Source organism: Serratia sp. CY47444 (assembly GCF_052168635.1).
GTDB lineage: Bacteria > Pseudomonadota > Gammaproteobacteria > Enterobacterales > Enterobacteriaceae > Serratia > Serratia bockelmannii.
Genome location: NZ_JBJNMH010000002.1, coordinates 312,560 through 330,329 on the forward strand (window position 1 = coordinate 312,560; position 17,770 = coordinate 330,329).

The 17,770-nt window shown below is 62.9% G+C and carries 21 protein-coding genes; 13 read left to right on the forward strand and 8 right to left on the reverse strand.

Features of this window, described 5'->3' with window-relative positions; genetic code table 11:
• The first annotated feature begins 24 nt into the window (after window positions 1-24).
• The 5 genes from osmF to ACJ8IL_RS05745 all read left to right on the forward strand — a co-directional run bounded on the left by osmF (window position 25) and on the right by ACJ8IL_RS05745 (window position 4,668).
• Window positions 25-954 (forward strand): glycine betaine ABC transporter substrate-binding protein OsmF, encoded by a 930-nt coding sequence (gene osmF / locus ACJ8IL_RS05725; RefSeq protein ID WP_060432686.1) that lies wholly within the window; start codon window positions 25-27, stop codon window positions 952-954.
• Between the two features lie 61 nt (window positions 955-1,015).
• Window positions 1,016-2,176 carry an ABC transporter permease gene (locus tag ACJ8IL_RS05730; protein WP_442516397.1) on the forward strand — a complete coding sequence of 387 codons (1,161 nt, stop codon included), beginning with the start codon at window positions 1,016-1,018 and terminating at the stop codon, window positions 2,174-2,176.
• On the forward strand, window positions 2,173-3,108 hold the full coding sequence (locus ACJ8IL_RS05735) for an ABC transporter ATP-binding protein (protein WP_060432688.1): 936 nt from the start codon (window positions 2,173-2,175) through the stop codon (window positions 3,106-3,108). The genes ACJ8IL_RS05730 and ACJ8IL_RS05735 overlap by 4 nt, the downstream gene beginning before the upstream one ends.
• Window positions 3,105-3,878 (forward strand): ABC transporter permease, encoded by a 774-nt coding sequence (locus ACJ8IL_RS05740; protein WP_025302044.1) that lies wholly within the window; start codon window positions 3,105-3,107, stop codon window positions 3,876-3,878. Before ACJ8IL_RS05735 ends, ACJ8IL_RS05740 begins: the two co-directional genes overlap by 4 nt.
• A gap of 28 nt (window positions 3,879-3,906) precedes the next feature.
• Window positions 3,907-4,668 (forward strand): phosphate/phosphite/phosphonate ABC transporter substrate-binding protein, encoded by a 762-nt coding sequence (locus ACJ8IL_RS05745; protein WP_147823034.1) that lies wholly within the window; start codon window positions 3,907-3,909, stop codon window positions 4,666-4,668.
• Window positions 4,669-4,674: 6 nt separating this feature from the next.
• On the opposite strand, the gene ACJ8IL_RS05750 is transcribed toward ACJ8IL_RS05745, so the two are convergent.
• Window positions 4,675-5,355 (reverse strand): SDR family oxidoreductase, encoded by a 681-nt coding sequence (locus ACJ8IL_RS05750; RefSeq protein WP_442516398.1) that lies wholly within the window; start codon window positions 5,353-5,355, stop codon window positions 4,675-4,677.
• A gap of 174 nt (window positions 5,356-5,529) precedes the next feature.
• On the opposite strand from ACJ8IL_RS05750, the gene ACJ8IL_RS05755 reads away from it, so the two are divergent.
• The gene (locus tag ACJ8IL_RS05755; RefSeq protein WP_025302047.1) at window positions 5,530-6,441 is read left to right on the forward strand and encodes a LysR family transcriptional regulator; all 912 of its coding nucleotides are present in this window, start codon (window positions 5,530-5,532) and stop codon (window positions 6,439-6,441) included.
• Here the strand turns inward: ACJ8IL_RS05755 and ACJ8IL_RS05760 are convergent.
• The 4 genes from ACJ8IL_RS05760 to ACJ8IL_RS05775 form a co-directional block, all read right to left on the reverse strand.
• Window positions 6,429-6,605: a hypothetical protein gene (locus ACJ8IL_RS05760; RefSeq protein ID WP_162837922.1), complete on the reverse strand. Its 177-nt coding sequence runs from the start codon at window positions 6,603-6,605 to the stop codon at window positions 6,429-6,431. The two genes, ACJ8IL_RS05755 and ACJ8IL_RS05760, sit on opposite strands and share 13 nt — an antisense overlap.
• 103 nt (window positions 6,606-6,708) lie before the next feature.
• Window positions 6,709-7,632 (reverse strand): drug/metabolite exporter YedA, encoded by a 924-nt coding sequence (yedA, locus tag ACJ8IL_RS05765; RefSeq protein ID WP_025302048.1) that lies wholly within the window; start codon window positions 7,630-7,632, stop codon window positions 6,709-6,711.
• A 110-nt stretch (window positions 7,633-7,742) separates the two neighbouring features.
• On the reverse strand, window positions 7,743-8,237 hold the full coding sequence (locus ACJ8IL_RS05770; protein WP_025302049.1) for a DUF2878 domain-containing protein: 495 nt from the start codon (window positions 8,235-8,237) through the stop codon (window positions 7,743-7,745).
• A 176-nt stretch (window positions 8,238-8,413) separates the two neighbouring features.
• On the reverse strand, window positions 8,414-9,067 hold the full coding sequence (locus ACJ8IL_RS05775) for a helix-turn-helix transcriptional regulator (protein ID WP_025302050.1): 654 nt from the start codon (window positions 9,065-9,067) through the stop codon (window positions 8,414-8,416).
• Between the two features lie 103 nt (window positions 9,068-9,170).
• Here ACJ8IL_RS05775 and ACJ8IL_RS05780 point away from each other — a divergent pair, with 103 nt between their 5' ends.
• The 7 genes from ACJ8IL_RS05780 to ACJ8IL_RS05810 all read left to right on the forward strand — a co-directional run bounded on the left by ACJ8IL_RS05780 (window position 9,171) and on the right by ACJ8IL_RS05810 (window position 14,203).
• Entirely contained in the window at window positions 9,171-10,625 is a 1,455-nt protein-coding gene (locus ACJ8IL_RS05780) for an MFS transporter (RefSeq protein WP_025302051.1), read from the forward strand.
• 30 nt (window positions 10,626-10,655) lie between these two features.
• Window positions 10,656-11,504 (forward strand): helix-turn-helix transcriptional regulator, encoded by an 849-nt coding sequence (locus tag ACJ8IL_RS05785; RefSeq protein WP_089180675.1) that lies wholly within the window; start codon window positions 10,656-10,658, stop codon window positions 11,502-11,504.
• 71 nt (window positions 11,505-11,575) lie between these two features.
• Window positions 11,576-12,286: an AzlC family ABC transporter permease gene (locus ACJ8IL_RS05790; RefSeq protein ID WP_043137025.1), complete on the forward strand. Its 711-nt coding sequence runs from the start codon at window positions 11,576-11,578 to the stop codon at window positions 12,284-12,286.
• Window positions 12,283-12,594 (forward strand): AzlD domain-containing protein, encoded by a 312-nt coding sequence (locus ACJ8IL_RS05795; protein WP_043137027.1) that lies wholly within the window; start codon window positions 12,283-12,285, stop codon window positions 12,592-12,594. The genes ACJ8IL_RS05790 and ACJ8IL_RS05795 overlap by 4 nt, the downstream gene beginning before the upstream one ends.
• A gap of 69 nt (window positions 12,595-12,663) precedes the next feature.
• Entirely contained in the window at window positions 12,664-13,233 is a 570-nt protein-coding gene (locus ACJ8IL_RS05800; protein WP_049295242.1) for a helix-turn-helix domain-containing protein, read from the forward strand.
• Window positions 13,234-13,235: 2 nt separating this feature from the next.
• Window positions 13,236-13,754 carry a GNAT family N-acetyltransferase gene (locus ACJ8IL_RS05805; protein WP_043137032.1) on the forward strand — a complete coding sequence of 173 codons (519 nt, stop codon included), beginning with the start codon at window positions 13,236-13,238 and terminating at the stop codon, window positions 13,752-13,754.
• Window positions 13,755-13,804: 50 nt separating this feature from the next.
• Window positions 13,805-14,203: a GNAT family N-acetyltransferase gene (locus tag ACJ8IL_RS05810; RefSeq protein ID WP_072008228.1), complete on the forward strand. Its 399-nt coding sequence runs from the start codon at window positions 13,805-13,807 to the stop codon at window positions 14,201-14,203.
• A gap of 384 nt (window positions 14,204-14,587) precedes the next feature.
• Here the strand turns inward: ACJ8IL_RS05810 and ACJ8IL_RS05815 are convergent, their stop codons facing one another.
• The 3 genes from ACJ8IL_RS05815 to ompC form a co-directional block, all read right to left on the reverse strand.
• Window positions 14,588-15,418, reverse strand: coding sequence for a 5'-nucleotidase, lipoprotein e(P4) family (locus tag ACJ8IL_RS05815; protein WP_016928544.1), 831 nt, complete (start codon window positions 15,416-15,418; stop codon window positions 14,588-14,590).
• Window positions 15,419-15,435: 17 nt separating this feature from the next.
• On the reverse strand, window positions 15,436-16,287 hold the full coding sequence (locus ACJ8IL_RS05820; RefSeq protein ID WP_442516399.1) for a GNAT family N-acetyltransferase: 852 nt from the start codon (window positions 16,285-16,287) through the stop codon (window positions 15,436-15,438).
• Between the two features lie 179 nt (window positions 16,288-16,466).
• Window positions 16,467-17,564, reverse strand: coding sequence for a porin OmpC (gene ompC / locus ACJ8IL_RS05825; RefSeq protein WP_025302059.1), 1,098 nt, complete (start codon window positions 17,562-17,564; stop codon window positions 16,467-16,469).
• Window positions 17,565-17,770: the final 206 nt, after the last annotated feature.

Here is a 17,770-nt window from a genome sequence, read left to right on the forward strand (position 1 = left end):
AAAACGTATAACCAGAGGAAAAGTATGGCAATCACCTTATCACGCGGACGTTCCTTTGCCGTCGCGCTGGCTCTGCTGGCCACCGGCGGCCTGGCGCAGGCGGCCGACTCGGTGCGCGTCGGCTCCAAGATCGATACCGAAGGTTCGCTGCTCGGCAACCTCATCGTGCAGGTGCTGGAAGCCAACGGCATCAAGACCACTAACAAGCTGCAGCTCGGTACCACCAAGGTGCTGCGCGGCGCCATCACCTCCGGTGAGATCGACATCTACCCGGAGTACACCGGCAACGGCGCGTTTTTCTTCTCCGATGAGAAAGATCCGGCGTGGAAGAACGCCCAGGCCGGCTTCGAGAAAGTGAAACAGCTCGACTACGACAAAAACAAAATCGTCTGGCTGGACGCGGCGCCGGCCAACAACACCTGGACCATCGCTATTCGCCAGGACGTGGCGGAGGCCAATCATCTGAAAACGCTGTCGGATCTCGGCAAGTGGATCAACGGTGGCGGCAAGTTCAAGCTGGCGGCCTCGGCGGAATTTATCGAACGGCCGGATGCGCTGCCGGCGTTCCAGAGCGCCTACGGTTTCAAACTGAATCAGGATCAGCTGCTGTCCCTGGCCGGCGGTGACACGGCGGTGACCATCAAGGCGGCGGCGGAGCAGACCTCCGGCGTCAACGCGGCGATGGCCTACGGCACCGATGGCCCGGTGGCGGCGCTGGGGTTGCAGACCTTGGCGGACCCGAAAGGCGTACAGCCGATCTACGCGCCGGCGCCAATCGTGCGCGAAGCGGCGCTGAAAGCGCACGCCAATCTGCCTGAGCTGCTGAAGCCGGTGTTCGCCTCGCTGGACGGGCCGACGCTGCAAAAACTCAACGCCCAGATCGCCGTGGAAGGCCAGGACGCCAAACAGGTGGCGGCCGCTTACCTGAAAGAGAAAGGGTTTGTTAAGGGATAATGCCGAGGTGCCCCCTCTGCCGTCGGGAGAGGGGGTTAACCGAGGGAGCCGGAGCGTTTCTTTGACTATCGCCGTAAAACATCGCGTCTTGTTGACGCTGTTCATGCTGTTGCTGCTGGCCGCGTTCGGCCTGCCGTTCCTCAGTTATGCCCCCAATCGCCTGTTGTCGGGCAAAAGTCTCTCCTTGTTCTCCCTGCTGCACGGCCCGGCGCTGTGGCTGCTGTTGCCGCTGGCGGCATTGGCGAGCCTCAGCCTGTTGCCGCCGACGCGGGGGCGGGCGCTGCTGGCGGCGCTGGCCGCCTGCGGGGTGTTGACGCTGGCCTTCTGGATCAGTGGGCAGGCCGCCGAACGCCTGGCGCAGGAGGGGTCGCGCCTGGCGCGCACCTCTTGGGGCAGCGGCTGCTGGCTGACGATGGCGCTGAGCCTGCTGATCGCGGCCGACGCCATGGCGCGCCTCACCGCGTCGCACCTGTGGCGCATGCTGGGCAACGCGCTGGTGCTGGTGCCGCCGGCGCTGCTGCTGTTCGGGCATCAGCTCGATCAGCTGTCGCTGCTGAAGGAGTACCACAATCGTCAGGAGGTGTTTGACGCCGCGCTGTTGCAGCACCTGACCATTCTGCTGGCGACGATGGCCCCGGCGCTGGCGATCGGCGTGCCGCTCGGGGTGCTGTGTTTTCGCTCCGAGCGCTGGCAGAGGCCGATTTTTTCCGCGCTGAACATTATCCAGACCGTGCCTTCCATCGCGCTGTTCGGCCTGCTGATCGCGCCGCTGGCGGGGCTGGCGACGGCGGTGCCCTGGCTGGCGGAGCACGGCGTCAGCGGCATCGGCATGGCGCCGGCGATCGTGGCGCTGGTGCTGTACGCGCTGTTGCCGCTGGTGCGCAGCGTGGTGGCGGGGCTGCAGAGCGTGCCGGCCGGGGTGATTGAGTCCGCCACCGGCATGGGGTTGACGCGCGGGCAGATTTTCCTGCGCGTGCAGCTGCCGTTGGCGTTGCCGCTGTTCCTGACCGGCGTGCGCATCCTGGCGGTGCAAACCGTCGGCATGGCGGTGGTGGCGGCGCTGATCGGCGCCGGCGGTTTTGGCGCCATCGTGTTCCAGGGGCTGCTCAGCAGCGCGCTGGATCTGGTTCTGCTGGGGGTGATCCCGGTGGTCGTGATGGCGGTCATCGTCGATTCGCTGTTTAAATTTTGGGTTTCAATCCTGGACGTATCGCGCCGATGATTCACTTTGAGCAAGTCAGCAAAATTTTTCAGGGCAAGCCGGCGGTCGACGATCTCACGCTGCACATCGCCGAGGGCGAATTCACCGTGTTGATCGGCACCTCGGGTTCTGGCAAGTCCACGACGTTAAAAATGATCAATCGCCTGATAGAACACGATCGGGGCAAGATCCTCTTTGCCGGCGAAGAGATCCAGTCGTTCAAACCGCAGGATCTGCGGCGACGCATGGGCTATGCGATCCAGTCGATCGGCCTGTTCCCGCACTGGACGGTGGAGGAGAACATCGCCACCGTGCCGCAACTGCTGAAATGGCCGCGTGCGCGCATCCGCGATCGGGTTACCGAGTTGCTGGAGCTGCTGCACCTGGAGCCGGATCTGTTTCGCCGTCGCTACCCGCACCAGCTGTCCGGCGGGCAACAGCAGCGGGTGGGGGTGGCGCGTGCGCTGGCCGCCGATCCCGAGGTGTTGCTGATGGACGAACCGTTCGGCGCGCTGGATCCGGTCACCCGCACGGCGCTGCAGGCGGAGATCGCCCGCATTCATCAGATCTCGGGCCGCACCATCGTGCTGGTGACGCACGACATTGACGAGGCGCTGGGCCTGGCGGATCGCCTGGTGCTGCTCGATCAGGGGCGCGTGGTGCAACAGGGCACGCCGCTGGCGCTGCTGACCGCGCCGGCCAACGATTTCGTGCGCGATTTCTTCGGGCGCAGCGATCGCGGCATCAAGCTGCTGTCGCTGGGTACGGTGGCGGAGCGGGTGCGGCCCGGCGTCGCTGGGGGCGAGCCGATCGCCGCCGCCATGAGCCTGCGCGAGGCGCTGTCGGTGTTCGTGGCGCGCGGCAGCGACTGCCTGCCGGTGGTGGATGAACGGGGCGAAGCGTTGGGGGTTCTGCACTTCCACGATCTGATCGCCGGGCAGGCGCTGTCATGAGCGGGCGCATCGGGCGCCTGCTGCGCGATCCGCTGCCCTGGACGTTGGCGCTGCTGTTGGCGCTGGTGTTCGGCATGGATCATCTGCGCGGCCTGTTCGCCGCCTGGTTCCCTGATTTGGAGCGGCCCATTTATCAGCAGGACAGCTTTATCGCGCTGGTGGGGGCGCACCTGTCGCTGGTGGCGATCTCCAGCCTGATCGCGGTGGTAATCGGCGTGGCGGCGGGCGTCGCTGTGACCCGACGCAGCGGCCGGGAGTTTCGTTCGCTGGTGGAAACGGTAGTGGCGGTGGGGCAGACCTTCCCGCCGGTGGCGGTGCTGGCGGTAGCGGTGCCGGTGATGGGCTTCAGCGAGCAGCCGGCGATCATTGCGCTGGTGCTGTACGGCCTGCTGCCGATCCTGCAGGGCACGCTGGCGGGCATCGAATCGGTACCGCCCGCCACGCGCGAGATCGCCCGCGGCGTGGGGATGAGCGCCTGGCAAATTCTGTGGCGGGTTGAACTGCCGCTGGCGGCGCCGGTGATTGTCGCCGGGATCCGCACGTCGGTGATCATTAACATCGGCACGGCGGCCATCGCTTCCACCGTCGGTACCAAAACGCTCGGTTCGCCGATCATCATCGGCCTGAGCGGGTTTAACACCGCCTATGTGATCCAGGGCGCGGCGGTCGTGGCGTTGTTGGCTATTATCACCGATATGCTGTTCGAACGTTGGGTGCGTTATCTCACCGCCTGGCGCCAGCAGACGCTGGCGACCACTCCGGCGGGGTAAGGGGGAAATGATGCAGGTGTCTCTACCGATGTACGGCGTTGGCCGGGAGCAGGCCGAATCCTTCTGGCAGGTCTTGCGCGGCAAGCTGCTGCGGCTGGGGTTGCCGGCGGCGCCGGAACGGCTTAGCTGGCCGGACGATCTGGCGCAGCACTGGCGGCGCGAGGATCTGCTGCTCAGCCAAACCTGCGGTTATCCGTTGGTCAGCACCTTGCCGCAGGTGCAGCTAATCGGCACCTACCACTACCGGGTGGAAGGGTGCGACGGGCCGAATTACCGCAGCTGGCTGGTGGTGCGCGCGGACGATCCCGGCGAGCGGCTGGCGGATTTTCGCGGCCGGACGGTGGCGTATAACAGCACCGATTCCCAGTCCGGCTACAACGGCTTGCGCGCGCTGATCGCGCCGCTGGCGCAGGACGGGAAATTCTTCGGTGCGGCTATCGCCTCCGGGGCGCATTACCAGTCGCTGAAGCTGATCCGCAGCGGGCAGGCGGATATCGCCGCCATCGATTCCATCAGCATGGAACTGCTGCGCCGCGCGCAGCCACAGGCGCTGGAGGGGCTGAAAATCATCGGCCGCACGGCGGCGGTGCCCGGTTTGCCGCTGATCACCGCAGCCGGCACGCCACCGGAACAGGTGGACATCCTGCGCGCCGGCGCCCGAGCGATGCTGGATGAGGCGGTCAGCGACCGCCTGCTGATCGGCGATTTCAGCCTGGTGCCGCGCTCGGCTTACCAGATTATCACCGTGCTGGAGCAGCAGGCCGCCGCACAGGGCGTGACGGCGCTCTAGCCGCCGTTACAGCAGGCCGCCGCCGTCGATGTCGATCACGCTGCCGGTGACGAAACCGTTCTCCATCGCCAGCAGGTAACCCGCCGCGACGTCGGCCGCCTGGCCGATCCGGCCGACCGGCAGGCTGCCGCTTACGCGCTCGAACAGCGCCTGACGCTGCGCGGCGCTCATGCCGTCGTAGGCTTCGGTGGCGGTGATGCCGGGGCTGACCACGTTCACCCGCCGCGGCGCCAGCTCCTTCGCCAACTGTTTGCCGACCGCTTCCAGCGCGGCGTTGATGCCGGTTTTGATCAACTGACCGCCAAGGTATTTACGCGACAGTTGGCCGGAGGTCAGGGTGATGGAGCCCTGCGGCGCCAGCGTCGGCAGCGCCGCCTGCACCGCGCGCAAACTGCCCCAGAATTTGACGTTGAAGTCGGCCTGCGCCTGCTCAAAGGCAGTCTCCGCCAGCGGTTTCGCGTCCACCAACGGCCCGGCGGTGATCACCAGATGGTCGAAAGCGCCGACGGCGGCAAACAGCGCATGCAGTGATGCTTCATCGGTCAGGTCGGCCTGCATCAGATGCAGCGCGTCGTTTTTCTCCCCGGCGTGGGGAAGGCGACGCGAAGCCAGCACCACTTCAGCGCCGCGCGCCGCCGCCGCGTAGGCCACCGCGGCGCCAATGCCGCTGGTGCCGCCCAGGATCACCAGCTTTTGTCGTTTCAGGGGGGGAGTCGGGAATCGTCATGTTAAGGCCTCTTTTTAGATAAGTTTCAACGGGATCTATCTTTCCTGATTGAAAATGAGGAAAAAAGCCCGCCTAATAGCAAACACTTGTAAATTAATATTAATAATTGATTGGGCTAAAAAGAGGGGAAATACATGACCTCATTTGTCGATCTCGAGGTGTTTGTCCGCACGGTGGACGGCGGCAGTTTTTCCGCCGCGGCGCGCGCGCTGGACATGACGCCGGCGGCGGCCAGCATCGCGGTGAAAAGGCTGGAGCAGCAGCTGGGCGCGCGGCTGCTGGTGCGTTCCACCCGCAGCCTGAGGTTGACGGAGGAGGGCGCCCGCTATCTCGACAGCGCGCGCCTGGCGCTGGGCGCGTTGGCCGAAGGAGAGCAGGCGATCCGCGAGAAGCATCAGGGGCTGTCCGGGGTACTGCAGATTTCCGCGCCGTCGGATTTTGGCCGCAATTTGCTGCTCTGCTGGCTGGATGAGTTCCGCCTGCAGCACCCGCATATTCAGCTGCAGCTCCTGATCAACGATCGGCAGGCCGATCTGTTTCGCGAACCGGTGGATGTGGCGCTCCGTTTCGGGCCGTTGGCCGACTCTTCGCTGGTGGCGCTGCCCATTTTGCCGCAGCACCGGCGGCTGATCTGCGCCAGCCCCGATTACCTGCGGCGGCATGGCGCGCCGCAAACGCCGGCCGATCTGGTTCGGCACAGCATTCTGGTGTATCAGCCCAGCGGCAAACGACAGGTGGAATGGCGGCTATGGCGCGGTGAGGAACTGATCGAAGTGCCGTTGAACGGCAGCTATTTTACCGATGATGGCGAGGTGGCGCGGCGCTGGGCGCTGGCTGGCCACGGGGTGGTGCGCAAGTCGGCGATCGACGTGGTGGCCGACATTCGCGCCGGGCGGCTGGTGCAGCTGTTGCCGGAATGGCGCAGCGACGCGGTGCCGATCAATCTGGTCTGCCCGCATCGCTCGCAGGTGTCGGAACGCGTCAGGCAGCTGCAGCGCTTTTTACAGCAGCGCTGTCAGCGTTGGATGGACGATCACTTGGCCTGAAGGGTTTCGGTTTGCGCCGGCGTGGCGGCGGTATCCCCGGCAGGCGCGCTTTCTTCATGCGGGGTGGTGGAACGGGTGTAGATGTTCAGCCCGGCGAGGAATACGCCGCCCAGAGAACCGAAGGCGCACAGGGCGATGACGATGAGGAACGCTTTTTTCAGCATAGGAATAATTTCGCAGGTTGCTTGGAACAGCGGGAATTATAGCCCCTTCGCCGGGTGAAACAAGAATCGTTTTTAACGGCGGCCCGCAGACCGCCCTTTGTGATCACCGCCGTTCGCAGTCGATGGCCTGTACGTTGGCCGGGCGGGCGAACAGGTATTTTCCCAGCGTCACCAGCACCACCGCCGCCACGATGATCACCAGCGCCAGCCACTCGCGCGGCGCCAGCGATTCGCCGGCAAAGCCGATGCCGAGCAGCACCGCCACCACCGGGTTGACGTAGGCATAGCTGGTGGCGACCGCCGGGCGCACATTCTTCAACAAGAACATATAGGCGCTGATCGCCAGCATCGAGCCGAAGACAATCAAGTACCCGAGCGCCAGAAAGCCGCCGGTGCTCGGCATCTGAGCCAGGTGCTCGCCGCTCAGCCGGCTGGCGACCAATAACACCACGCCGGCGACCAGCATCTCCGCCGCGCCGGCCATCGGCCCGGCCGGCAGCGAGATGCGCGATCCCAATACCGAGCCAAAGGCCCAACTGGCCGACGCCAGCAAGATCAACAGCGCGCCGGTCGGGTTGCCCACCAGGTTGTTGCCGGTGTTGAGCAGCACGATGCCCACTAACCCGAGCGCAATACCGGCCCATTCCAGTTTGGTGTTACGCATGCCCCACAGCAGGCTGAAGCAGAGGGTGAACAGCGGCACCGTCGCCACCATCACCGCGGCGATGCCGGACGGCACATGTTGGTGTTCCGCCACCGTCACCAGGCCGTTGCCTACCGCCAGCAACAGAATGCCAATGGCGCCGGCGGCCAGCCACTGCTTCGGCGTCGGCAGCGCGTGGCCGCGCCAGGCCAGGAAACTGAACAGCACGATGCCGGCAATCAGAAAGCGAATCCCGGCCATCATCAGCGGCGGCCACTGCGCGACGCCGAGGCGAATGACGAAATAGGTGGAACCCCAAACGATATATAACGTGAACAACGCCCCGATCAACGGCAGGACGCTACGGCTTTGTTGGCTAAGCATAGGGATGTGTTTTTGCAGGGATGATTATTATTAGAACGCTCAGTAAACCCGATTGGGCAACCGATAAGCAATGGCTTTCGGCATTATTTTTCCCGACTGCCGCAAGCCGTTCAGCTGTTCCGCCGCTTCCACTGCAGCCAACTGACGGCCGGCAGGTAAATCGACCAGCCGACGGCCAGCAACAGCAGCATGAACTCCGGCGGCACGCCGGGCAGTAACACGCCCAGCTTCCAGGAGACGGCGTAGGCGAAAGGACCGACGGCGGCGCCCAGCACCGCCAGCGGCCAGGGCGCCGCTCTGACCACGTCCAGCAGCCAATACCACCAGCAGCCGAAGCCGATCCACAGCGCGAGGGTCCAGAGCGGCAGGCCGTGTTGCCCGCTGTAGTGCAGCACGCCGCTGTAGCTCCATAGCCCATCCATGCCGATACCGCCCAGGGCAGCCAGAGCCGCGCCCTTACGGCGGGTGGCAGGGGTAAAGATCAGCGCCAGCGCCGCGCCGGCCAGCAGTAGGCCGTTGAGCCGATCGCGAGTCAGCAGCGCCAGCAGCCAGCAAACGCCCAGTCCCAGCGTCGCCAGCCAGAATCCGGCATGCGGCTTCTTCATCGTTCAACTCCCGTGGGGTTACTCTGCCGCTGCGCGCTTAGCGCCGACGGATTTGCCAAGCGGGCGCGAGGCCCGCTGTTTGCCTGAATGTTCGTTAATTCAACCTTAGAAGGGAAGGTGTGGGGTGCACAAGCAGAATAATCTGTACCGGTTGAAAACGTGGGCAAAAACCGGTGTTACAGGAGCGAAATCCGGTAGGCGCAGCGGCGCGAGCCGGCCAGAATGTGTTCGGCGCGCTCCACCTGCGCCTGCAGCACTTCGGTGAAGATACTCAGCTCCGCCCGGCAGAAGCCCTGGCAGACGGTGGCAGCGGCGCAGATCGGGCAGTGGTTTTCCACCAGCAGATAGGCACCGTCCTCCTCCTGGCGCCATTCGGCCATATACCCTTCGCGACAGCGGATCTCGGTCAGGCGCGCCACGCGCTCCTGCAGATCGGCGGCGCCAATCATCGCCTGCTTGTAGTTGATGCGGTTTTCCTGCTCGCGGGTTTCGATCAGCACGTCGAGCGCCTGTTCGCCCAGCTTGTCGCGCACGGTGCGCAGCAGCTGAACCGTCAGGTCCGCATGGGTATCGGGAAAGCGTGCATTGCCGGCCGAGGTCAAATGCCACAGCTGTACCGGGCGGCCTACGCCGCGCGTTTCCGCCACCGCTTCGACCAGCCCCTCTTTCGCCAGCTTGACGAACTGCTGGCGGGCCGCCTCACCGGTGGTGCCGAGCACCTTTCCTGCGTCAGAAGCTTGCTGCGGGCCGCGGGTTTTCAATAGCGTCAGCAAGCGGTCACTGACCGATTGTGCGGTCTTTCCGCTATTTTCCAAGTTTATTCTTGACATATTTCTCCGCCTCGCCCTAACTTATTCCAAGATAACTCTTGTTAAATTTAACGCAATCTTATGATCAACTCAATGCCATTCCTCTGAAAACAGGACGACAACCGTGATAACCCATGACGATAGCCGCTGGAGCGACCTTTTCTCTGGCAAAAATGCGGCCAGTGCGATCGCGCTCTCGCTCGGCGTGGCGCTGCATGCCATCAATATTCTGGTCGCCACCACCATCTTGCCCTCGGTGGTGCAGGATATCGGCGGGCTGGATCTCTATGCCTGGAACACCACGCTGTTCGTGGTGGCGTCTATCCTCGGCTCCGCGCTGTCGGCCCGCTTGCTCAGCGGCTACGGTGCGCGCAGCGCCTATCTGGTGGCTTCGCTGTTCTTCATCGCCGGGGCGGCGCTGTGCGCGCTGGCGCCGAGCATGCCGGTGATGCTGATCGGCCGCACGGTGCAGGGCTTTGGTGGCGGGCTGATCTTTGCGCTCTCCTACGCGATGATCAATCTGGTATTCGAGCAGCGGCTGTGGCCGCGCGCCATGGCGCTCATCTCGGCGATGTGGGGCATCGCCACCCTGGTGGGGCCGGCGGTAGGCGGTATTTTCGCCGAACTGAACGCCTGGCGCTGGGCCTTCGGCATTCTGCTGCCGATCATGGCGCTGTACGCCGCGTTTACCTTCCTGATCCTGCCCAAGGGCAAAGCGCAGCAGGCGGCCGCACCGTTGCCGACCGCACAGCTGCTGTTGCTGACCGTGGCGGTGCTGGTGGTGTCCGCCGGCAGCCTGGCGCACAGTGCCTGGATCAACCTGGCGGGCATCGCGCTCTCGCTGGTGCTGATGGCCTGGTTGCTGAAGCGCGAAGCGCACTCGCGCGCCCGCCTGTTGCCGCACGGCGCACTGCGGCGCGGCTCATCGCTGGCGGCGTTGTACATCACGACCGCGTTGCTGGTGATCGGCATGACCAGCGAAATCTTCGTGCCTTATTTCCTGCAGCTGCTGCACGGCCAGTCGCCGCTGATCTCCGGCTATATCGCCGCCGCTATGGCCGCCGGTTGGACGTTGTCCGAGATCCTCAGCTCCGGCTGGCGCGGAGCGGGCATTCGCCGGGCGATCGTCAGCGGGCCGCTGTTCGTGCTGGTGGGCTTGCTGGCGCTGGCGATCCTGATGCCGATGCCGTCCGGCGGCCACTGGCAGGCGTTGGCGCCGATCGTCATTGCGCTGTTGCTGGTGGGATTCGGCATCGGCTTCGGTTGGCCGCACCTGCTGACGCGCATTTTGCAGGTGGCACCTGAAGCGGACAAAGATATCGCCGGCGCTTCAATTACCACGGTGCAGCTGTTCGCCACCGCATTCGGTGCGGCGCTGGCCGGGATGATCGCCAACCTGGCGGGGCTGAACGATCCGGGGGGCGCGACGGGCGCGGCATCGGCGGCGCGTTGGCTGTTCCTGGCGTTCGCGCTGGCGCCGCTGCTGGCGGTATTCAGCGCCTGGCGCTGCGCGGCGATCGCGCCGCCGGGGGCCGAGACGGGCAATTTTGTACAAAACCCGCCCTCGCGCGAGTGCTAGAATGCCTCTCATTCAGCGGAGGTAGGCAAGATGAAGGCGGAAGGCATAGCGCGCAAAGCATCCCGGGAGCAGGCTCATTTTATGCACGTCGACGATCTTGGCGGGCTGGAAGTGCTGCAGGCCACCTACCGCCGCCAAACCTTCTCGCGCCACAGCCATGAAGGCTTCTGCGTGGGCGTCATCGACGATGGCGCCCAGCGCTTCTACCGCACCGGCGGCGAACACGTGGCGCCGCTGGGCAGCATCATTCTGGTCAACGCCGACGATATTCATACTGGCAGTTCCGCCACCGAAGAGGGCTGGTCGTATCAGGCGATGTACCCGACGCCGGAGCTACTGGCCTTTTTATCGCGCGATCTGAAAACCGGCGCCGGCGCGACGCCTTATTTTCCCAACCCGGTGGTGCACGACGTCGGCCTGGCTGGCCAGTTGCGCATGGCGTTCAGCCTGCTGCGCAGCGATGAGAACCGGCTGATGAAGGAGACCATGGTGTTCTCGGCGCTGACCTGGCTGATGCTGCGGCACGGCAAAAGCCGTATCGATCCTGCGCCGCAGAGCCGGGCGCAAAGCCAAGTGGCGCGGGTGAAAGCCTTTCTCGACGATTTCCCCGAGGCGGACATTTCGCTGCTGGAGCTGGCGGATCGCGTGGCGCTCAGTCCTTATTACCTGCTGCGGCAGTTTCAGCAGGCCACCGGCCTGCCGCCGCACGCCTATCAAATTCAGGCGCGGCTGCGCAAGGCGCGCGGCATGCTGAAGGCCGGCAACAGCGTGCTGGACAGTGCGTTGAGCTGCGGCTTTCACGATCAAAGCCATTTCCACCGCCATTTTCGCAAGTCGATGGGCGTCACGCCGGGCGACTACGTCAAATCGCTGAAATAGCCGGGCAATCGGGTGCAATACCCGTGTACGCCTGCGCCGTAAGCTGGCTTCTTCAACTCAAGGAGAAGCCCATGACTGATTCAATCCCCCTCATCACGCCGCCCTCCGCCCGCCTGCGCCCCGCGCTGCAGGGCGGGGTGGCTATCTTGCCGCTGTGCCTGGCGGTGGTGCCGTGGGGAGTACTGGCGGGCTCGATGGCCCTGCAAAGCGGCCTGACGCCGGCGCAGGGGCTGGGCATGTCGGCCATCGTGTTCGCCGGAGCGTCGCAGCTGGTGGCGATGGGCATGATCAAGGGCAGCGCCGGGCTGCTGGCGATCCTGCTGTCGACCTTTTTCGTCACCGCCCAGCATTTTCTTTACGCGCTGCGGCTGCGGGAGCGTATCGCGCCGCTGCCGTTGCGCTGGCGGCTGGCGCTGGGATTCTTGCTCACCGATGAACTGTTCGCGCTGACCGGCGAACAGACGCCGGCGCGTTTCAACCGCTGGTATGCGCTGGGCGCCGGGCTGACCTTTTACCTGTGCTGGTTTCTCTCCACGCTGCTTGGCATCGTGGCCGCCGGCAGCGCCGGCGATCTGGACGGTTACGGGTTGGATTTCTCCATCGCCGCCACCTTTATCGCCATCGTGGTGCCGCTGGTGCGCAGCCTGCCGGTGTTGGCCTGCGTGCTGACCGCGCTGCTGCTTTCCATCGTGTTGCACCATTTCCAGACGCCGGGCGCATTGGTGATCGCCACCGTGGCGGCGATGCTGGTCGGGCTGCTGTGCAGCGGGGGGCGCCGATGATCTGGCTGACGATCGTTTTGATGGGGCTGGTGGTGTTTTTCAACCGCTACTGTTTTCTGGCGCCCGGGTTGCCGCTGCGTCTGTCGCCGCGCGTTAAAACCCTGCTGAGCTTTTCCGTGCCGGCGGTGCTGACGGCGATCTGCGGGCCGATTGTCGCCTTCAGCGGCGACCAGCTGCGCGCCGCGCCGGATAACCCTTACCTGTGGGGGGCGGTGTTTGCGGTGATACTGGCGTTCTTTCTACGCAATATGCTGGCGGTGGTGTTGCTGAGCATGCTGATTTTCATCGCGCTGCGCGGCATTTTTTAAAATTCGCTTGCCATATCTCTAATTTGAGATTATTTCTCTCATATGGGATTTTTAAGCGGAGTATGAACGATGGATAACGGTTTGGAGATGGCCGACCTGAGGTTGGCGCAGCGGCTGGCGGATTTGCGCCAGCAGCGGGCGTGGTCGCTGGAGGAGTTGGCGCAGCGCACCGGCCTTAGCCGGGCGACGCTCTCGCGGGTGGAGCGCGCCGAAACCAGCCCGACGGCGTCGCTGCTGAACCGGCTGTGCGCCGCCTACGGGTTGACCATGTCGCGCCTGCTGAGCGAAATCGAAGACGAACCGCCGGAGCTGCTGCGGCCGCCGCAACAGCCGGTGTGGGTCGATCGGGCCAGCGGTTTTCACCGTCGCTCCGTTTCCCCGCCCGGCGCATTGTATAAGGCCGAGTTTATCGAAGCCCGGCTGGATGCCGGCGCGCAGATCGATTACGACCTGCCGTCGATTCCAGCGCTGGAGCATCACCTCTGGCTGTTGTCCGGGCAGCTGGAATTGACCCTGGAAGGGCGCGTTTTCCGGCTGTCGCCCGGCGACTGCCTGCGCTACCGCCTGTTCGGCGCCTCCCGTTTCCATGTCCCCGGCGATGAGCCGGCCCATTACACGCTCGTTATCTGCAGGCCATAGCCATGATTGAATTGCAACAGTGGGACGCCGATGCGGCGCAAAGTGCCATGGCCGAGTTGGCCGAGATGCTGCACGCCAGCGTGGCGCACGGCGCCAGCATCGGTTTTGTCATGCCCTTTACGTTGGAACAGGCGCAGGCGTTTTGGCTGGGGCTGCTGCCGGCCCTGGTGCGGGGAGAGCGTGCGATGCTGGTGGCGCTCGAGAACGGTCGGCCGGTCGGCACCGTGCAACTGCTGTTGGCGATGCCGGACAACGGCCGTCACCGGGCGGAAGTGGTCAAGCTGATGGTGCATCCGCAGGCGCGGCGGCAGGGCATCGCCCGGCTGTTGATGCAGGAAGTGCAGGCGCTGGCGGCGCGTCATCGGCGCAGCCTGTTGGTGCTGGACACCCTGAGCGGCAGCGCGGCGCAGGGATTGTACCGTCAATTGGGGTTCGAGGCGGCGGGCGATATCCCGCAATACGCCCGCGCCAGCGATGGCGGGGCGTTGGAGGCCACCTGCTATATGTACAAACTGCTGTGAGGCTTCGGATACTATTAAGTGAAGTCGATAGCCCAGACGCATTGGCACTGATGGCGGAATTGTCGGTGCAACTGGCTGAGATCACCGGCGATAGCGGTACATCCTCGTTTGATCCTGCTTCTATAGAAGCGGATGGAGGTTGTTTTATGTTGGTACGCAATGCTGCCGATGAAGCCGTAGCTTGTGGAGCGCTGCGTCGATTAACGTCGGGCGTTGCAGAGTTAAAACGAATGTATGTACGTGAGCCTGGCAATGGTATTGGTCGTAAATTATTGCATGCTCTGGAACAGCAGGCTCGATGGTTGGGGTATCGACAACTGTGGCTGGAAACCCGAAGAGTCAACCTGCGTGCCATCAAATTTTATCTGGCTCAGGGGTATCGGGTACGCGAGAACTATGGCCGTTATCGAGGTAACGCGCAGGCGGTCTGTTTCGAAAAAGTTCTGTAATGATGTTGCAAATCCCTATAGCCATTTGACATTGAAGAGCCGTGCTTTGCTGCTTAGGTTACGGCCAGATTAAATCAAAGAGCGGATGCCGCTACGGTTTTCGGGCGGTTAAAATCGAGAGAGTTAAGGGACGAACTTCTCTGATATTGCTGAAAGGAGAGTGAAAGAACTCGTTTCACCGGGAAGCGTTGTTGGATTGGCTCACAGGGCGGTGCCGATACCGATTTCTCACATTTCTGATACCCACAACCCAAAATTTGAGCATACGCATTTCTTCATGTTCATGCCGCCGAACTAACGTCCCCATTGGTTCGGCGGCATGCGCCGTTAATCCTTTTTTGACAAAATATTAGGTTATATGGAGCATTTCTCCCTCTTCCTGGATCAGCGCCCGCGCCAGGCCTTGATCGCCTGTTGGCGCACCTGCAGCTTCTGCTGTGGCGTCAGCTTGTTGTAGTCGCGAGCCAGGCCGCTTTCCCAATCACCGTACAGCGGGTTGGGCAGCACGATGAATTCGGTGCCGAACTTGCCCTGATTCTCGCTGACGAACGCCCGGCGCTGCGCATTGTCCTGGTGGTAAGTCGCGGCGCCGAAGTCGTTCAGGTTGTCGCCTGCGTACACCACGATGTCATAGCCGGCTTGTTTAATGGCGTCGAAGCGCGCCTGCTTATTGGAGGTATCAGTGCTGAGCAGCACGGTTTTTTCCGACATGCCGGTGAATCCGAGCTTCTGCATGTTGGCCACCGTGGCGGCGTATTCGCTCTGCTTGCGGTTCGAGACATAGAACATCGTCCCCTGGTGGGCGTTAACGTAGCGGGCAAACGACACTGCGCCCGGCACCGCGCCGGCCTGTTCGGCCTGCGTCCATTGGGCCCAGGTGGCGCCGTCGTACGGCTGGCCGTGCTGCGCCTGCCAGCCGGAGTAGGCGCTGTTGTCCAACAGGGTTTCATCCAGATCGACCACCACCGCCTTTTTGCGGCCCGGCGCGGTCTTGGCCTGATCGAAGGCGCGTTGCGCGCTGTTGAACGCCTGATGCGCCAGCGCCTGGTATTCACCGGACTGTTGGAACCAGTTCACCGCCAGCACCGACTGATCCGCCAGCCGCTGCTGGGCCTGAGCGTCGGTATGCGGCGGCTGCGCGCAACCGGCCAGCGTCAGCAGCGCGACGCCAACTGCCGCGCCAAGGGTGAGTTTCCTTGCCTGTTTTCCTGCCATCGTTCTCTCTCTCGGTTTTAGTCTTGTGGGCTGTCCAGCAGCATATCCATCTCGAACTGGCGCAGGGGCTCCTGACGCCAGCCAAGATGCGTAAAGAAGGGGGCGGCCACCTCGGGCACAAAGACGTTGGCGGTCAGCGGCAAAGGGGCGAACTGCGCTTGCAGGGCGGCCAGCAAGGCGCGGGCATGCCCCTGACCGCGGTGCTGCGGGGGCACGTAGATCAGGCGCAGCCAGCAGTGCTCGGCGCCGGGCATCACCACGGCGTAGGCCTGACGATTGAGCGTATAGGCTCGCGGTGTGCCCGGCAGCTTGAACAGCGATTCGGGGGCAATCAGCCAGGGCAGGTCGGTGGCGCCTTCCGCCGTCAGGCGATGGCTGACGGTCAACGGATCGACCGCCTGCAGCACCGCCGTGCCTGGCGGCACTTCCGCCGGCGCCTGGTGGCCGGTCAGGGTGCGCACGATGCGCAGCCCGGCGCGATGGTACAGCGCCAGCGCGGCTTCGTTGCCTTCGATCACTTCCAGCGACAGCCGATGGTCGCCGCGCTGACGGGCATCCGCCACCACCCGCTGCATCAGCGCCTTACCCAGCCCCTGACCGCGCATCTCGGGGCGTATGGAAAAGGCCGCGACCCGGCTGTGTCGGCCGCGATGGGCGATCAGCGCCACCGCCACCGGTTCCTGGCGATGGGTGACGATCAGGCTGTCGTTCAGGCTGAGGTCTTCGGCGCCGAAGCGGGCGGCGAAGGCCGGCCCGTCGAGCACGAAGCGTACAATGTAGTTTTCAAAACAGTGGGTGAGGATATTGGCCAGCTCGTCGCTGCTGTAGCGCACGGCGTTGTGGAAGTCGAAGCGTCCGTCGTTGTGCATGGCTGATTCCGCTCGGGGGAAAGCTATACATGTAGACCCGTTTGTTTTGCAAGGCAAGCGGGGGGATTCGTTGGCGGGGAAAATAAAAACAAAAAAGCCGGACGCAGCCGCCCGGCGAAATAAAACTCTGGGTATCAAGTGACGCTAAAGTTTGCAGTGGTGGTTATTCATTCATCACATCAGAACTGGTAGGTCAGGGCGAGAACAACGACGTCGTCGTTTTTCAGGCCCAGCTTGTTGTCGTCATCGAGCTGGTTGATTTTATATTCGACATAAGTGGACATGTTTTTGTTGAAGTAATAGGTCGCCGCCACGTCGAAATATTTAACCAGATCGACATCGCCGATGCCTTCAATATCTTTGCCTTTCTGCTGAACGTAACCCAGCGATGGGCGCAGACCGAAGTCGAACTGATATTGCGCGACCAATTCAATCCCTTCCGCTTTATTGGCGAAGCCGCTAACGGAAGTTGAATTGTTATTGATGGTGGCGGTGCCGGAAATAGGCGCAATATTGCGGCTCTGCGAATAAGTCGCGGCCAGGTAGACGTTGTTGTTGTCGTATTTCAGACCACCGGCCCAGATATCGGCCTTGTCGCCTTTACCGAAGGTGCCCGCTTTTTGCGTGGCGGTGCGGTTGGAAGAGGCATAGGCGGCACCCACGCTCAGACCGTCGATGATTTCGTAGCTGGAGGAGAGGCCCCAACCGTCGCCGTTCGCCTTGCTGGCGGAGCGGCCGTCGTTTTCGTTCTTGCCCTGGTACTGCACGGCAAATTTCAGGCCGTCAACCAGACCGAAGAAGTTGTTATTACGGTAGGTGGCGACGCCGTTGGTGCGGCCGTTCATGAAGTTGTCGGTCTTGATATAAGCATCGTCGCCGAATTCAGGGATCATATCCGTCCAGGCGCCGACGTCGTAAATGATGCCGTAGTTGCGGCCGTAGTCGAAGGAGCCGAGATCCTTATATTTCAGACCGGCGAAGCCCAGACGCGTTTTAGTGTCTTTAGTGCCGTCGGATTCAGTATGGTTGGCGGCGATCTGATATTCCCACTGGCCGTAGCCGGTCAGCATATCGTTAATCTGAGTCGCGCCTTTAAAGCCGATGCGGACGTAAGTTTTATCACCGTCGTTGCCGGCATCATCGGAGAAATAATGCAGGGCTTTTACACGGCCGTAAAAATCGAGCTTGTTGCCGTCTTTATTGTAGATTTCTGCTGCCTGTGCCGCTTGCGCAAGTAAAAGTGCCGGAATAATAACGGCCAGAAGATTACGTTTCATGGGTTACCCTGCTTTATTCGATTGAAAGACGCTTATCATCAGTTGCATTGCTGTTTCACTGTGCCGCCTGATTGTTGGCGGCGGAGAATTTTTACCGTAGTAATGTGATCCATTTATGACAAAAAATTCATTTTCATGTCGAACGATTAAAAAAGTCGCGCAAAGGGTGAATTTTTTCTTCAGCCGACGGTCGGCGGCTGGTCTAC

Excerpts from the sequence above, each read along its gene's own strand:
- ACJ8IL_RS05795 (WP_043137027.1), top strand. The coding sequence starts at position 12,283 with ATGATCTGGCTGACGATCGTTTTGATGGGGCTGGTGGTGTTTTTCAAC.
- ACJ8IL_RS05745 (WP_147823034.1), top strand. The coding sequence starts at position 3,907 with ATGTACGGCGTTGGCCGGGAGCAGGCCGAATCCTTCTGGCAGGTCTTG.
- osmF (WP_060432686.1), top strand. The coding sequence starts at position 25 with ATGGCAATCACCTTATCACGCGGACGTTCCTTTGCCGTCGCGCTGGCT.
- ACJ8IL_RS05770 (WP_025302049.1), bottom strand. The coding sequence starts at position 8,237 with ATGAAGAAGCCGCATGCCGGATTCTGGCTGGCGACGCTGGGACTGGGC.
- ACJ8IL_RS05800 (WP_049295242.1), top strand. The coding sequence starts at position 12,664 with ATGGATAACGGTTTGGAGATGGCCGACCTGAGGTTGGCGCAGCGGCTG.
- ACJ8IL_RS05740 (WP_025302044.1), top strand. The coding sequence starts at position 3,105 with ATGAGCGGGCGCATCGGGCGCCTGCTGCGCGATCCGCTGCCCTGGACG.
- ACJ8IL_RS05805 (WP_043137032.1), top strand. The coding sequence starts at position 13,236 with ATGATTGAATTGCAACAGTGGGACGCCGATGCGGCGCAAAGTGCCATG.
- ACJ8IL_RS05760 (WP_162837922.1), bottom strand. The coding sequence starts at position 6,605 with ATGCTGAAAAAAGCGTTCCTCATCGTCATCGCCCTGTGCGCCTTCGGT.
- ACJ8IL_RS05810 (WP_072008228.1), top strand. The coding sequence starts at position 13,805 with ATGGCGGAATTGTCGGTGCAACTGGCTGAGATCACCGGCGATAGCGGT.
- ACJ8IL_RS05775 (WP_025302050.1), bottom strand. The coding sequence starts at position 9,067 with ATGTCAAGAATAAACTTGGAAAATAGCGGAAAGACCGCACAATCGGTC.
- ACJ8IL_RS05735 (WP_060432688.1), top strand. The coding sequence starts at position 2,173 with ATGATTCACTTTGAGCAAGTCAGCAAAATTTTTCAGGGCAAGCCGGCG.
- ACJ8IL_RS05790 (WP_043137025.1), top strand. The coding sequence starts at position 11,576 with ATGACTGATTCAATCCCCCTCATCACGCCGCCCTCCGCCCGCCTGCGC.
- ompC (WP_025302059.1), bottom strand. The coding sequence starts at position 17,564 with ATGAAACGTAATCTTCTGGCCGTTATTATTCCGGCACTTTTACTTGCG.
- yedA (WP_025302048.1), bottom strand. The coding sequence starts at position 7,632 with ATGCTTAGCCAACAAAGCCGTAGCGTCCTGCCGTTGATCGGGGCGTTG.
- ACJ8IL_RS05820 (WP_442516399.1), bottom strand. The coding sequence starts at position 16,287 with ATGCACAACGACGGACGCTTCGACTTCCACAACGCCGTGCGCTACAGC.
- ACJ8IL_RS05815 (WP_016928544.1), bottom strand. The coding sequence starts at position 15,418 with ATGGCAGGAAAACAGGCAAGGAAACTCACCCTTGGCGCGGCAGTTGGC.
- ACJ8IL_RS05785 (WP_089180675.1), top strand. The coding sequence starts at position 10,656 with ATGAAGGCGGAAGGCATAGCGCGCAAAGCATCCCGGGAGCAGGCTCAT.
- ACJ8IL_RS05755 (WP_025302047.1), top strand. The coding sequence starts at position 5,530 with ATGACCTCATTTGTCGATCTCGAGGTGTTTGTCCGCACGGTGGACGGC.